Source organism: Leisingera sp. ABM4_103 (genome assembly GCF_056158685.1).
Genome location: NZ_JBSWTU010000005.1, coordinates 3,406,745 through 3,420,483, shown reverse-complemented (window position 1 = coordinate 3,420,483; position 13,739 = coordinate 3,406,745). Strand labels below are relative to the sequence as shown.

Genomic DNA, 13,739 nt, shown 5'->3' with positions numbered 1-13,739 from the left:
GTGTTCGCACCCTATCAGAGACCGTATATGGGGCGCAAGCACACAGCCCGGAAATGCCGGATTCCAGCCGTTCACGCGGTGGTAACGCACTGTTTTTGAGGAAATTAACCAATTGCACCCTAGCATCAACAGGAGGGGGTAAGAATTGGAGGCTAGAGATGGAGACCAGCGAAACCGAGCTGATGCTGAAAGGATACGGGCTGACCACGGCGGAATTCACCTACCGGATGCCCGATTACATCCATGTTCTGAATACGTTTGTCTGGCAGGAATACGATCTTGCGCCGGATCACCCGCGGCTGTTTGAGTTCATCGAATTCTGGCACCGGGAGATCGAGGGGCCCTTGCATTCGGTGCGCTTTACCCACCGCAAGATGATCGGGCCGGGCCAATGGCGCAATGTCGTTGGCGAGTTCCCGATCCACTAGGCCGGTCCTGTCCTGAAGGAGGCTGGCGGCCTTGGGGCGCAGGGAAGTTCCTTTGATATTGCGGGAACCAAACGGCGGGCTTACTCCTATGCGTGTTAAGTTCTCTGGTGCAGTGCGGCGGATTCGGGCGGCACCAGACGATTGCGAGCAGTCAATAATCGGAAAGCACGGCAGGAATTAATGCGTAAATATATTCTGGGAACCAGGTTCGACAACGACCTGGAAGCCACCCAAACAATTCGCGAGAGCTTGTACGGCCGGGACGGCGACGACACGTTTTCGATTTACCATCACGACGTGAACGGCGTGCTGTACCCCGATTTGTCAGACCGGTTCTTCGGCGGGGGCGGAGCCGATACTCTGGGCACGCTCAATTTCGATCTCGTCAACGGTAGCACGCTGAGCGACTACAGTCAGCTCAGCTTCAACGGCGGCGCCGGCTACGACACCGTGTCCTCGGAGATCGACACGCAGATCACCGGCGGGTTTACTCTGGACCTCTCCAACATCGAGACAAGCGTCCGGTCCGTTGAGCATTGGGATTACGGCATAGACCTGGGGACCAGCACGGGCGATGGAGATTTCGTTATCCGGTCCGGCCGCCAGGACGACACTCTGGACATCCGGCAGTGGGCGGCTGCGGGGGATGCAACCGTCAAGATCAAGACCCTGGCCGGCAATGATCATGTCGAGTATTCAACTGAGCACGATGTCAGCGACCTGCGCGTGAACACTGGCGCAGGCAGTGACTACTTTGAATTCAACGGGTTCTGGAATGTAACCGCAGGCCTCAGTGTCTCCACTGGCAAGGGTAAGGATACTGTGGTGATTAATGGAACCACCATTGCTTATCCCGACGGTTTGACCGCGAATATCCGTACCGGTTCCGGCGCCGACACGATTGTTCTGGAAGGGATGCACTCAGAACGTCTGAAAGCGGGCGGGGGCAACGACGATATCTATATTCTGACCGGCAGCTTTAAAAACGCTGCCGACACGATCTCTACCGGATCGGGCAAGGATGAGCTGTTCATCGAGCTGGACGCTTATTCCACGGTCGCGGTTCTGGATGACTTCTCAGCCCAGAATGATGTGTTTGTTTTTGACGCTGACGAAGCCGCGGGAACGATCTCCCGCAACACTGACGTGACCTTCGACAGGTCGGAGTGGGAGGACGCCAGCGAAGACCGCCTGTACATGAGCAACGCCGAGAACAAGCTGTACTATGGCGATAACGTGCTGGTGGAATTCACCACCGACGTGACGTTGAGCGCCGCCAATTTCACCACCGGAGACTGGGAGTACTAACGGCCAGTCAGGCGGAGCAGCTGGCCCCCCCAAGGACGCAGAATTTGGCGCAGTGGGGGTGGTTCAGCTGCACTGCCTGTTCGGCCTCGGCCAAGGTTGTCCCCAATTCGAACTCCGGCGCGTAGGGCAGCAGGGTGCAGGCGAGAACGGCGGGTGTCTCTGCGCCTTTGCGTTTGACCACCATCCGTGATGACGCGCACATGACATCTTGCGGGCTTTTGTTGAGAATGCCCCAGCACGCGGTTGTGATTTCGGGAACTTCCACACGTTCATCCATTTCCGGAAACAGCACTGTCTGGCCTGGGTCCTGCGCGTCGATTGCAAAGCCATGCGAGGCAAACAGCGCGGCATAACCGGTACGGGCTTCGGCTTCATTCTCCCCCCAGACCGTGCGGCCGGCCACGGCCATCCGGAAACCATTGTCGCGCAGCCATTCCATGCCTTCGATGGTCCTGGCAAAGCTGCCTGCGCCGCGCTCCTCGTCGTGCAGCGCCGCACTGTGGTGATCGACGGATATCCGCAGGGTCAGCTTGTCTCCAAACCGTTCGCGCAAGTCCAGAAGCCCGGCCTTCACCGGTTTGCGCATCATCGGGCGCATGGCGTTGGTGAGGATCAGAACCTCGAACCCTCGCTCCAGCGCGGCGCGGGTCATTGCGATCATCCCGGGGTTCATGAAAGGCTCGCCGCCGGTGAAGCCGATTTCGCGGATTGGCCAGCCGCGTGCTGCGATCTGATCCAGATAGCTCTGCACTTCAGCCTCGGTCAGATAGACCAGCGCATCGTTGGTAGGGGAGCTCAGGATATAGCAGTTGCTGCATTCGATATTGCACAGAGTACCGGTGTTGAACCAAAGGGTCTGCGGGTCGCTGAGCGGAACATAGGCGCGTTCCTGACCGTCTGCCGTCACGTAAGCGTCTTGAAACTTGCCTAGGTTCGCGACGGGTTTTTGCAGGTCTTTCATGCAGATGTCCTCTGAGGCGTTTCTTTCGCCGGAAGCTACCTTATACTAGGCAGGAAATGAAAGCAGCCGGGCAGGCACATGACAGGGATGTGAGCGGCGGTGTGCCGCGCTTGCACCGGCTTAGACAGGAAGAACAATAATGGTTTCGCGTGTGATACCGGTCGACCCGTTTGACCTGGTGATTTTCGGCGGCACGGGCGATCTGGCGCAGCGCAAGATCCTGCCCGCGCTGTTCCGCCGCCATTGCGCCGGCCAGCTGCCGGGCGGTGAGCGGATCATCGGCGCCGCGCGCACGGCCATGAGCAGCGCGGACTACCGTACTGTTGTTGCGGAATCGATCCGCGAGCACGCAGGCCCCAGGGCTTGTGGCGGCGGCGCGCTTGAGGCGTTCCTGGAGCGGGTCAGCTACGTTTCGCTGGATGCCTTGGGCGAGTCGGGCTGGCAGCAGCTTGGGCAAGAGCTGGAAGGGGCAGAGGATCAGCGCATCAGCATGTTCTATTTCTCTGTCGGCCCGGCGCTGTTCGGTCCGCTGGCGGAGCGCCTGCACCGATACGGTCTTGCCACTCCGCAGACCCGGATCGTGGTGGAAAAACCCTTTGGCCGCGATCTGGCTTCTGCACGGGAGTTGAACCGGACGCTCGCCAGTCATTTTGACGAAAGCCAGATTTACCGGATTGACCATTACCTGGGCAAGGAAACGGTGCAGAACCTGATGGCGGTCCGCTTTGGCAACATGCTGTTCGAGCCGCTTTGGAACAGCCAGTATGTCGATCACATCCAGATCACCGTGGCCGAAACCGTTGGCGTCGAGGGCCGCGAGGAATACTATGAGCGCGCCGGTGCCATGCGCGACATGATGCAGAACCATCTGATGCAGCTTCTGTGCCTGATCGCGATGGAGCCGCCCGCGAAATTCGACCCGGACGCGGTGCGCGACGAGAAGCTGAAGGTGATCCGGGCCTTAGACCCGGTGGAGCCGCATCACATCGTGCGCGGCCAGTATCAGGCGCGGCTGGACCCGGAGGCGCCGCATCCGTCCTACCGCGGTCTGGTCGGCAACCCGCGCAGCACGACTGAGAGCTATGTGGCGCTGAAGGCGCATATCAGCAACTGGCGGTGGGCGGGCACGCCGTTCTACCTTCGCACCGGCAAGCGGCTGGTGAACCGATCCTCGGTCATCAACGTGATGTTCAAGGACGCGCCGCATTCGATCTTCGGAGCCGAGGCGGGGCGTCATGCCAATCACCTGATGATCCGCCTGCAGCCGAATGAGGGGATCACGCTCAGCGTGACCATCAAGGAGCCGGGGCAGGGCGGCATGCGGCTGATCGACGTGCCCTTGGACATGAGCTTTGCCGAGGCGCTGGGGCCGGAGGGCGGCGATCCGCCTGATGCCTACGAGCGGCTGATTATGGATGTTGTGCGCGGCAACCAGACGTTGTTTATGAGGGGGGACGAAGTGGAGGCGGCCTGGGCCTGGACAGACCCGGTGATTGCGGGCTGGAAGTCCCGGGGCGATGTGCCTAAACCTTATGAAAGCGGCAGTACCGGTCCCGGGGATGCCGATTTGCTGATGCGCCGCGATGGGCGTGAATGGAGGGGGATAAACCCATGAAATTCAACGAGTACCCTGACCAGGACATGCTGGCGATTGAAGTTGCGAACGAAATCGCAGGGGATCTGAAAACCCATCTTCTGCATCACGATACAGTATCCTTTGCGGTAGCTGGCGGGTCCACGCCGGGCCTCATCTTTGACGATCTGTGCGCTGCGGACATCGAATGGGACCGGGTGCATGTGATGGCGACAGACGAACGCTGGGTGCCTGCGGACAGCGCGCGGTCCAACGCTGCGATGATCCGGGCGCGGCTCCTGCAAAACCGGGCGTCTGCGGCGCAATTCCTGCCGTTCCATGTGCCGGAACGCGAGCCTGAGGATGTTCTGGCGGAACTCGAGAGCCGGGTGGTGCCGGAGCTGCCGCTGTCGGTTCTGCTGCTGGGCATGGGCGAGGACATGCACACTGCGTCTCTGTTCCCCGGCACGGCGGGTATTGAAGCGGCTTTGGAGCCGGATGCGCCTGCGCTCACGGTCATGCGTCCGGACAGCCAGCCGGAGCCCCGGGTCAGTCTGACCGCACGGGTGCTGGACGGTGCGATTGCAAAGCATTTGGTAATATTCGGCGATGCCAAACGGCGGGCGCTTGAACAAGCGATGTCCTTGCCGCCGGAAGATGCGCCGGTCCAGGCCGTATTGTCCGAGGCCACCGTCCATTGGGCACCTTGATTTTCAGGAAAACTAAGTATGTTTGAAGGTTTGAAGACGCTGCATGCAGAGAAATGCGGCGGAGATATAACTGAACTTTTTGAAGAGGACGCGCAGCGCGCCAGCAGTTTCAGCGCGCGGTTCGAAACGCTGTTGTTCGATTATTCCAAAACCCGGATCACTGCAGAGGTGCGGGAAGGCCTGACTGCCCTTTGCGAGGATCGGGACGTCGCCGGGCGGCGTGCGGCCATGTTCGACGGCGGGCTGATCAACGAAACGGAACAGCGCGCGGTGCTGCATACTGCTTTGCGCGACCCGGACGGGCCGGAATTGCTGGTCGATGGAGAGGACGTGCGCGCACCTTTGCGGCACACACTGGAGCGGATGGAGGATCTGGCGCGCCGGGTGCGCTCGGGTGCTCTGGCCGGGCCGGGCGGCACCTTCACCGATGTGGTTAATATCGGCATTGGCGGCTCCGATCTGGGGCCGGTGATGGCGACGCTGGCGCTGGCGCCGTACCATGACGGCCCGCGCTGCCATTTCGTGTCCAACGTGGACGGCGCGCACATCAATGACATCCTGCAGCGGCTTGATCCAAAAACAACTTTGGTGATCGTTGCCTCCAAGACATTTACCACCGTCGAAACCATGACCAATGCCGCCACGGCGCGGCGCTGGGTAAAGGCCGGCGGCGGCACTCCGGCGCGCCAGTTTCTCGCGCTGTCCACGTCCGAGGAGGAAACAGCAGCCTTTGGCATCCCGCCGGAGCATGTGTTCGGCTTCGAGGATTGGGTCGGCGGGCGCTACTCGGTCTGGGGGCCGATCGGGCTGAGCCTGATGCTGGCCGTCGGGCCGGAGCATTTCCGGGCTTTCCTGGCAGGCGGCAAGTCGATGGACGATCACTTCCGCGCGGCCCCCTGGGAGCGAAACATGCCGGTCATGCTGGCGCTGACCGGGATCTGGCACCATCAGGTTTGCGGCTATCCGACCCGCGCCGTGCTGCCCTATGATCAGCGCCTGCGGCGCCTGCCGGCGTACCTGCAGCAACTGGAGATGGAATCCAACGGAAAATCCGTGGCCATGGACGGCACACCGTTGCCCTACAACTCCGGCCCGGTTGTCTGGGGGGAGCCCGGAACCAACGGCCAGCACGCTTTTTACCAGCTGCTGCATCAGGGAACCACGGTTGTGCCTGCTGAGTTTCTTGTCGCAGCCAAGGGGCATGAGCCGGAGCTCGACCAGCACCACCAGTTGCTGGTGGTGAATTGTCTGGCGCAGTCCGAGGCGCTGATGCGCGGGCGCAGCCTGGAAGAGGCCTGCGCGCTGATGAAGGCCGCCGGCTATGAGGGCGCAGAACTGAACCGGCAGGCGCGGCACCGGGTGTTCCCGGGCAACCGGCCCTCCACGACGCTGGTCTACCCGCAGCTGACGCCTCATGTGCTGGGCCAGATCATCGCGCTTTATGAACACCGGGTGTTTGTCGAAGGCGTGATCCTCGGCATCAACTCCTTTGACCAATGGGGTGTTGAACTGGGCAAGGAGCTGGCCAATTCCCTGCTTCCGCTATTGCGCGGCGAGGGGTCTGCTGACGGGAAGGACGGATCAACCCGGGCGCTCCTCACGTTCGTTCAAGAGGCGCAATAGGTCAGCGGACGGACCGCCGCTGGGGCGCCGGGCCGGAGCTCTGCCCGAGGGTCCCAGTCAGGTCCGGACCGCACGCCGCCTTAGGGCATGGTCACGCTGCTGGTGATGGTGTTCACGAATTTGCCGGTCTCGGGGTCGGTCAGGGACGAAAACGTGCCGCCGCCCTGCGCATCAGCCCACGGGCCGCTGCCTCCGCCCAGGGTCCAGCTGCCGGTCAGCGCGCCGGAGTCGTCCATGCCTTCGGCGTCCCAGTGCAGCACGACCTTTTCGCCCGCACTGTCGGTAAAGGCGCAGATGCCGCCGCCCTCAACCTGGCCAGAGGCAACCTCAACCGCCCCGAAACAGGGGCCCGCGGCGCCGTTCATGGGATGCTCAGCCTCATCCATTTCAACATTTTCATAGGAACTGCTGATCTGCATCACCATGTGGCCTTCGGCAATCTGGTTGACGGAACTGGTGGAGATTCCGGTTCCTTTGCCCGTTTGGTCCCAGGTCGTGCCGGCCAGTGCGGATCCTGCTCCGAATGCGCAAAGCAGTGCTGCGGTCAAACAATGACGTGTCATACTGATACCCTCTCAACCAAGCCGCCCGCACCTTGCAGGCAGATGGTCCGAGTTTAGCACACTTCGGCCTGTGCCGCGCGGCAGGCTTGCTGCCGGCGGATACGCACCGGGCGTGCCCGGCTGGCTGGCGGGAAGACTTTGAAATTTCATTTTGATTTGGAGCGGGTAGCGGGAATCGAACCCGCGCGTTCAGCTTGGGAAGCTGACAGGCTACCATTACATCATACCCGCCTGTGAACAGCAGGACTATGCTGCAGCGCCAAGGAGGTCAAGGGCGCTGCAGCGGTATTTTCGGCCTTTCGGTCTTCAGCCGCGGCGGCGGCGCCGGCGGCCTCCGGACCCTTCGCTGTCGCCGCCGCCGGTGTTGAAGTTCACCTGCGGCAGGGTCACCACGGTTTCCAGGATCGGGAAGGGTTCGGCCGAGTTCGGGATCGCCGAGGCGTTCACGAAATGCTCCTGGAAGCGGGGCTCCACGGCGGTTTCGATCTTTTCGATGTTGCGAACGGTTTCCTCGATCTCGCCGCGCGCTTCGGTGTTCAGCAGCGCGATGCGGGCGCCGGTGCCTGCGGCGTTGCCGGCCGAGGTGACCTTGTCCAGCTGGCAATCAGGGATCATCCCCAGCACCATCGCGTGTTTGGCCGAGATATGCGCGCCGAAGGCACCGGCGAGCACCACGCGGTCCACCTTGTCGACACCGAACTTGTCCATCAGCAAGCGCGCGCCGGAATACAGCGCTGCCTTGGCCATCTGGATCGCCCGGATGTCGGGGTTAGTGACGGTGATGGTCGGGCCGCCCTCGGCGGAGCCGTCCCACAGCATATAGGCGTTGGTTCGGCCGTCCTGGATGCAACGGGCCGACCCGGTCTGCTCAGCCGAGCCGATCAGGCCGGAAGCGTCCAGCACCCCGGCCAGGCGCATTTCGGCGATGGCCTCGATAATGCCGGAACCGCAGATGCCGGTGATGCCGGTGGTGGCAATGGATTCGGCAAATCCCGGCTCGTCGGACCAGATCTCGGAGCCGATGACGCGGAAACGGGGCTCCTTGGTCTCGAGATTGATCTCGACCCGTTCGATGGCGCCGGGGGCGGCACGCTGGCCGCTGGAGATTTGCGCGCCCTCGAACGCGGGGCCGGTGGGGGAGGAGCAGGCGAGGACCTTTTCCTTATTGCCAAGCAGGATCTCGGCATTGGTGCCCACGTCGACGACCAGAACCAGATCCTCGGATTTGTCCGGGGCTTCAGACAGCGCCACCGCGGCGGCATCGGCACCCACATGGCCTGCGATGCAGGGCAGCAGATAAACGCGGGCAGCGGGGTGGATGTTCAGATCCAGCTCAACCGCGCGCAGTGCCAGCGAATTGGAAGTTGCCAGCGCAAACGGTGCCTGGCCCAGCTCGAACGGGTCGATGCCGAGGAACAGATGGTGCATCACCGGGTTGCAGACAAAGACCGCATCCACGATCAGCGCCTTGTCGATTTCGGCCTCAGCCGCGATCTGGGTAAACAGCGCGTTCATGCCTTCGCGCACCGCGCGGGTCATTTCCTGGTCGCCGCCCTTGTTCATCATCGAATAGGACACCCGGCTCATCAGGTCTTCGCCAAAGCGGATCTGCGGGTTCATGATGCCGGAGGAGGCGACCACTTCACCGGTTTTCAGATCGCAAAGATGCGCAGCGATGGTGGTGGAGCCGAGATCAACCGCCAGCCCGTAGACTGAGCCTTCGTAGAAGCCGGGCCAGATGTGCATGATCTTGGGCGGATGGTTGGCATCGCCCAGATGCACGGCGACGGTTACCTTCCAGTTGCCCTTGCGCAGGGCTGGCTGCAGAACGCTCAGGATATGCAGGTCGGTTTTGACACCTTTCAGGCCCCACTGGCTGTCCAGCGCCTCAATCAGGCGCTCCATATCGCCGGTAGGCTTATGCATGTCGGGCTCTTCCACCTCGACATAATAGAGCCGGGTAGATGGGTTCATGGTGATGTCGCGGGCCTCGGCGCGTTTGCGGACCACCTGGCGGTGCACCTGGCTTTCCGGCGGAACGTCGATCACGACGTCGCCCTGCACGGTGGCCTGGCAGCCCAGGCGGCGGCCGTCGATCAGGCCGCGCTTGTCCTTGTAGCGCTGCTCGACCTTGTTCCACTCGCTGAGCGCGCCTTCTTGCACGGTGACGCCGTGCTTGGGGAATTCGCCGTAGGAGGGCGTGATCTGGCACTTGGAGCAGATCCCGCGGCCGCCGCAGACCGAGTTGAGATCGACCCCCAGCTGCCGGGCGGCGGTGAGGATCGGCGTGCCCGCGGGGAAACGCCCGCGCTTGCCGGAGGGGGTAAACACAACGAGGGGTTCGTCAGTCATGCCTGTGGCCTTCTCATTCCGCAATTTAGGCGGAGCATATGGGCTTTTGCGGCAAGCGAAAGGCAATGGGCGGCATTTTCCCGTCTGCCGGCGGCATTTTTGTAAATTGATGACTTTGGAATGCGGATTTCGAGCGTCCTGCCGTCAGGTGGGCTGCTGCCCTTCAACCTCCTCCAGCCACGCCAGAATCTGCGCCCGGCTGCCGTCGAGTTGAGGGGCAGGCGGCCTAGTTGCAGGGTCGGGCAGGCCGGTCATCTTGATCGGATTGCCAGCTGACAAATATTCAGGGCGGCCATCATCGCCCAGCACATCCACGACCATATTACGGGCCAGGATCTGCGGATCCTTGAGCACTTGATCGACGGTCTGAATCGGTCCGGTCGGAATGCCCGCCTCCGTCAGCAGCGAAATCCAATGCGCCTTTGTCCCGTCCAGGGTCACGGCCTCGATCAGCCGTTTCAAAAGCCGGGCGTTGTCGCAGCGGGCGGGGTTGGTGGCGAAACGCGGGTCAGAGGCCAACGGCAGCTCGAGAACGTCGCAGAGGCGGGCGAACAGCGCGTCGTTGCCCGCGGCGATCACAAACAGCCCGTCGGATGCGTGAAAGGTTTCAAACGGGGTGATCGACGGGTGGCGCGCGCCGGAGGGCTGCGGCGCTTCGCCGGTCACCGAGGTGATGGCGATGGCGTGCTCCAGCAGTGCTAGCTGGCTGTCGAGCATGGCGACGTCGACAAATTTGCCTTCGCCGGTTTTCTGCACGTCCAGAAGCGCTGCCAGGATGCCGTGGCCCAGGAACATGCCCGCCACGATGTCGCCGATCGAGGCGCCGACCCGCACCGGCTCGCGGTTCTTTTCTCCGGTGATCGACATAACCCCGCCGCGGGCCTGGACCACCATGTCATAGGCCGGTTTCAGGGCATCCGGCCCGCTGTGGCCGAATCCGGAGACGGCACCGTAGATCAGCCGCGGATATTGCGCGTGCAGCGTGTCCCAGCCGTAGCCCAGCCGCTGCATCACTCCGGGGCGGAAGTTTTCCAGCAGCACATCGGCTTGCGCCAGCAGCCGGTCGAAAATGGCGCGGTCCCTTGGTGCCTTAAGATCCAGCGCGATGCTTTCCTTGCCGTGGTTGATGGTGGCGAAATAGGCGCTTTCGCCGTCCTTGAACGGCGGGAAGGCACGGGTGTCGTCACCGCCGCCGGGACGCTCCACCTTGATGACCCTGGCGCCCAGGTCGGACAGGATCATGGAGCAATAGGGACCGGCCAGCACATGGGTGAGGTCAAGGATGGTGATGTTTTCCAGTGGTCCGGGCATGAGCAGTCCTGTTCGCGGTTCGATGCAGCACAGTGCTAACGTTCCTGTGAAACAGGTCCTTGATGCAAGTCAGGAAAAGCCGGGTTTTCTGCACCGCAGGAATTCTTGCCCTCTGCCTCTTTTCCCCCGGCCGGTTCTGTGCCATAGGGTCACCGCCAAACGGGGTTATGCATGGGGATGACAAATGCAGATTCGTGAGGCTCTCACCTTTGATGATGTTCTTTTGGTGCCGGGCGCGTCCAGCGTGCTTCCGAACACCGCCGATACCCGCACCCGGGTGACCCGGTCGGTGTCGCTGAATATCCCGCTGCTCAGCTCGGCGATGGACACGGTGACTGAATCCCGCATGGCGATTGCGATGGCACAGGCCGGCGGCATGGGCGTGATCCACAAGAACCTGAACGTCGAAGAGCAGGCCCGCGAAGTGCGCCGGGTGAAACGCTTTGTCTCCGGCATCGTCTACAACCCCATCACCCTGACCGCCGAGCAGACACTGGCCGATGCCAAGGCGCTGCAGGAGCGTTACCGGGTGACCGGCTTCCCGGTGGTGGACGGCTCCGGCCGCGTCGTCGGCATCGTCACCAACCGCGATATGCGCTTTGCTTCCGATGACAGCACGCCGGTCTCGGTCATGATGACCTCCGACAACCTGGCGATGCTGCAGGAGCCGGCCGATCTGGAAGAGGCCAAGTCGCTGATGAAGGCGCGCCGGATCGAAAAGCTGCTGGTTACCGATAAGAACGGCAAGCTGACCGGCCTTTTAACCCTCAAGGACACCGAACAGGCGGTTCTGAACCCCACCGCCTGCAAGGACGAGCTGGGCCGCCTGCGCGTGGCGGCTGCCAGCTCCGTCGGCGACAGCGGCTTCGAACGCTCCGAAGCACTGATCGACGCGGGTGTTGATATCGTCGTGGTCGACACGGCGCATGGTCATTCCGCGGGCGTGATCGACGCCGTTAAGCGGGTCAAAGCGCTGTCCAGCAAGGTTCAGGTGATTGCCGGCAACGTGGCCACCGGTGAAGCGACCCGGGCGCTGATCGACGCAGGCGCGGATGCGGTTAAGGTCGGCATCGGCCCGGGCTCGATCTGCACCACCCGCATGGTGGCGGGCGTTGGCGTGCCCCAGTTGACCGCGATCATGGATTGCGCAAGCGCCGCTGGCGACACTCCGGTGATCGCGGATGGCGGCATCAAGTTCTCCGGCGACTTCGCCAAGGCGATCGCAGCCGGCGCATCCTGCGCGATGGTCGGTTCGATGATTGCGGGCACTGACGAGTCCCCGGGCGAGGTGATTCTGTACCAGGGCCGCTCCTACAAATCCTACCGCGGCATGGGCTCAATGGGTGCGATGGCGCGCGGCTCCGCTGACCGCTACTTCCAGAAGGATGCGGCCAGCGACAAGCTGGTGCCGGAAGGCATTGAAGGCCAGGTGCCCTACAAAGGCGGCGCAAACGCGGTGATTCACCAGCTGGTCGGCGGCCTGCGCGCTGCAATGGGCTACACCGGCTGTGCCACCGTTGATGAGATGCGCAAGAACTGCAACTTTGTCCGCATCACCGGCGCCGGGCTCAAGGAAAGCCACGTGCACGACGTGCAGATCACCCGCGAAGCGCCGAACTACCGGGTGGGATAAACTGATGACGGCCGCGTGTGAAATTGGGGCAGGGGCATGACCCCCGCCGCCCGCCTGCAGGCGGCCATTGAAATCCTCGACCAGGTGCTGGCGGGGGAGCCGGCGGAAAAGGCGCTGACCTCCTGGGGCCGGCGCAGCCGCTTTGCCGGCTCCAAGGACCGCGCCGCCGTGCGCGATCATGTGTTCACTGCCGTACGCTGCCTGCGCTCGCACGCGGCCTTGGGCGGTGCACGCAGCGGGCGGGGGCTGATCCTTGGCGCCTTGCGCGAGGCCGGACAGGACCCGGATGAGGTCTTCACCGGGCAGGGCCACGCCCCCGCGCCGCTGAGCGAGGCTGAACGCCAACTGCCTCCGCCGCCTGAATGGGCTGAGGCGCTGGATATTCCCGATTGGCTGTGGCCTGAATTCAGTGCCAGTCTCGGACGGAACGCCGAAACTTCCGCGAAGGCCCTTCGCAGCCGTGCTCCGGTGCATCTGCGGGTGAACACGGCCCGGGGCACAATGGAGCAAGCTCAAGACGCTCTGTCTGCCGAGGGGATATCCACCCAGCCGCACCCCGCGGCTTCAACTGCGTTGGAGATCACCGAAGGCGCCCGCAAGCTGCGCAATGCCAAGGCCTATCTGGACGGTCTGGTAGAGCTGCAGGACGCGGCCAGCCAGGCGGTGGTTGAGCAGCTGCCGCTGCAGGATGGCATGTCCGTTCTCGACTATTGCGCCGGCGGCGGCGGCAAGAGCCTTGCCATGGCGGCCCGCGCCCGGATCCGCCTGCACGCCCATGACGCCGATCCCAAGCGGATGAAGGACCTGCCGGAGCGCGCCGCGCGGGCAGGCACCCGGGTGACGCTTCTCTCCTCCACGGATGTTGACCGCACAGCCCCCTTTGATCTCGTCCTCTGCGACGTGCCCTGTTCCGGCTCCGGATCATGGCGGCGGGCGCCCGAGGGTAAATGGCGGCTGACGCCAGAGGCCTTGCAGGCCCTGCTGCAAACCCAATCGGAAATTTTGCACAAAGCGGCGGGTCTCACGGCCCCTGGCGGCACGCTGGCCTATGCAACGTGCTCCATGCTTCAAGCGGAGAATACGCTGCAAGTTGAACGCTTTATCCGGGAGCAGCCTGAGTGGTCCCTGACGGCGGAGCAGAGCTGGCAGGTGCAGCAGGGCACAGACGGGTTCTATGTTGCCGTGTTGACGCGCGCAAAGACCGGTTGATAGGGTCGCGGCTGGGAAACCCTTTGTTTTTATTAACGTGGTTTTAACCTGAACCGCCGCGTTATGGC

General features: G+C 62.8%; 11 protein-coding genes and 1 tRNA gene. 7 read left to right on the top strand and 5 right to left on the bottom strand.

Annotated elements, in window-relative coordinates; translation table 11 throughout:
- Positions 1 to 158 precede the first annotated feature (158 nt).
- Both ACXAED_RS18585 and ACXAED_RS18580 read left to right on the top strand, forming a co-directional pair.
- On the top strand, positions 159 to 428 hold the full coding sequence (locus tag ACXAED_RS18585) for an usg protein (protein ID WP_475052227.1): 270 nt from the start codon (positions 159 to 161) through the stop codon (positions 426 to 428).
- A 180-nt stretch (positions 429 to 608) separates the two neighbouring features.
- Positions 609 to 1,736, top strand: coding sequence for a hypothetical protein (locus tag ACXAED_RS18580; protein ID WP_475052225.1), 1,128 nt, complete (start codon positions 609 to 611; stop codon positions 1,734 to 1,736).
- A gap of 7 nt (positions 1,737 to 1,743) precedes the next feature.
- Here ACXAED_RS18580 and ACXAED_RS18575 read toward each other — a convergent pair whose 3' ends face one another.
- Entirely contained in the window at positions 1,744 to 2,697 is a 954-nt protein-coding gene (locus ACXAED_RS18575) for a radical SAM protein (protein WP_475052223.1), read from the bottom strand.
- A 139-nt stretch (positions 2,698 to 2,836) separates the two neighbouring features.
- Here ACXAED_RS18575 and zwf point away from each other — a divergent pair, with 139 nt between their 5' ends.
- From zwf to pgi, 3 genes are read left to right on the top strand one after another with little or no spacing between them, the layout of a single operon-like run.
- Positions 2,837 to 4,312, top strand: a complete 1,476-nt coding sequence (gene zwf, locus ACXAED_RS18570) for a glucose-6-phosphate dehydrogenase (protein ID WP_475052222.1) — start codon at positions 2,837 to 2,839, stop codon at positions 4,310 to 4,312.
- Positions 4,309 to 4,980 carry a 6-phosphogluconolactonase gene (gene pgl / locus ACXAED_RS18565; RefSeq protein WP_475052219.1) on the top strand — a complete coding sequence of 224 codons (672 nt, stop codon included), beginning with the start codon at positions 4,309 to 4,311 and terminating at the stop codon, positions 4,978 to 4,980. Before zwf ends, pgl begins: the two co-directional genes overlap by 4 nt.
- 18 nt (positions 4,981 to 4,998) lie before the next feature.
- Complete coding sequence (gene pgi, locus ACXAED_RS18560; RefSeq protein WP_475052218.1) at positions 4,999 to 6,603, top strand: glucose-6-phosphate isomerase; 1,605 nt, start codon at positions 4,999 to 5,001, stop codon at positions 6,601 to 6,603.
- An 80-nt stretch (positions 6,604 to 6,683) separates the two neighbouring features.
- Here pgi and ACXAED_RS18555 read toward each other — a convergent pair whose 3' ends face one another.
- From ACXAED_RS18555 to ACXAED_RS18540, 4 genes are all read right to left on the bottom strand, one after another.
- On the bottom strand, positions 6,684 to 7,166 hold the full coding sequence (locus ACXAED_RS18555) for a hypothetical protein (protein WP_475052216.1): 483 nt from the start codon (positions 7,164 to 7,166) through the stop codon (positions 6,684 to 6,686).
- A gap of 157 nt (positions 7,167 to 7,323) precedes the next feature.
- Positions 7,324 to 7,397, bottom strand: a tRNA-Gly gene (locus ACXAED_RS18550).
- Between the two features lie 75 nt (positions 7,398 to 7,472).
- Positions 7,473 to 9,518: an ASKHA domain-containing protein gene (locus ACXAED_RS18545; protein WP_475052215.1), complete on the bottom strand. Its 2,046-nt coding sequence runs from the start codon at positions 9,516 to 9,518 to the stop codon at positions 7,473 to 7,475.
- A gap of 144 nt (positions 9,519 to 9,662) precedes the next feature.
- Positions 9,663 to 10,829: a CaiB/BaiF CoA transferase family protein gene (locus ACXAED_RS18540; protein ID WP_475052213.1), complete on the bottom strand. Its 1,167-nt coding sequence runs from the start codon at positions 10,827 to 10,829 to the stop codon at positions 9,663 to 9,665.
- A gap of 184 nt (positions 10,830 to 11,013) precedes the next feature.
- Here ACXAED_RS18540 and guaB point away from each other — a divergent pair, with 184 nt between their 5' ends.
- Positions 11,014 to 12,462 carry an IMP dehydrogenase gene (guaB, locus tag ACXAED_RS18535; RefSeq protein WP_475052211.1) on the top strand — a complete coding sequence of 483 codons (1,449 nt, stop codon included), beginning with the start codon at positions 11,014 to 11,016 and terminating at the stop codon, positions 12,460 to 12,462.
- Positions 12,463 to 12,498: 36 nt separating this feature from the next.
- Positions 12,499 to 13,671 carry an RsmB/NOP family class I SAM-dependent RNA methyltransferase gene (locus ACXAED_RS18530; protein ID WP_475052208.1) on the top strand — a complete coding sequence of 391 codons (1,173 nt, stop codon included), beginning with the start codon at positions 12,499 to 12,501 and terminating at the stop codon, positions 13,669 to 13,671.
- Positions 13,672 to 13,739: the final 68 nt, after the last annotated feature.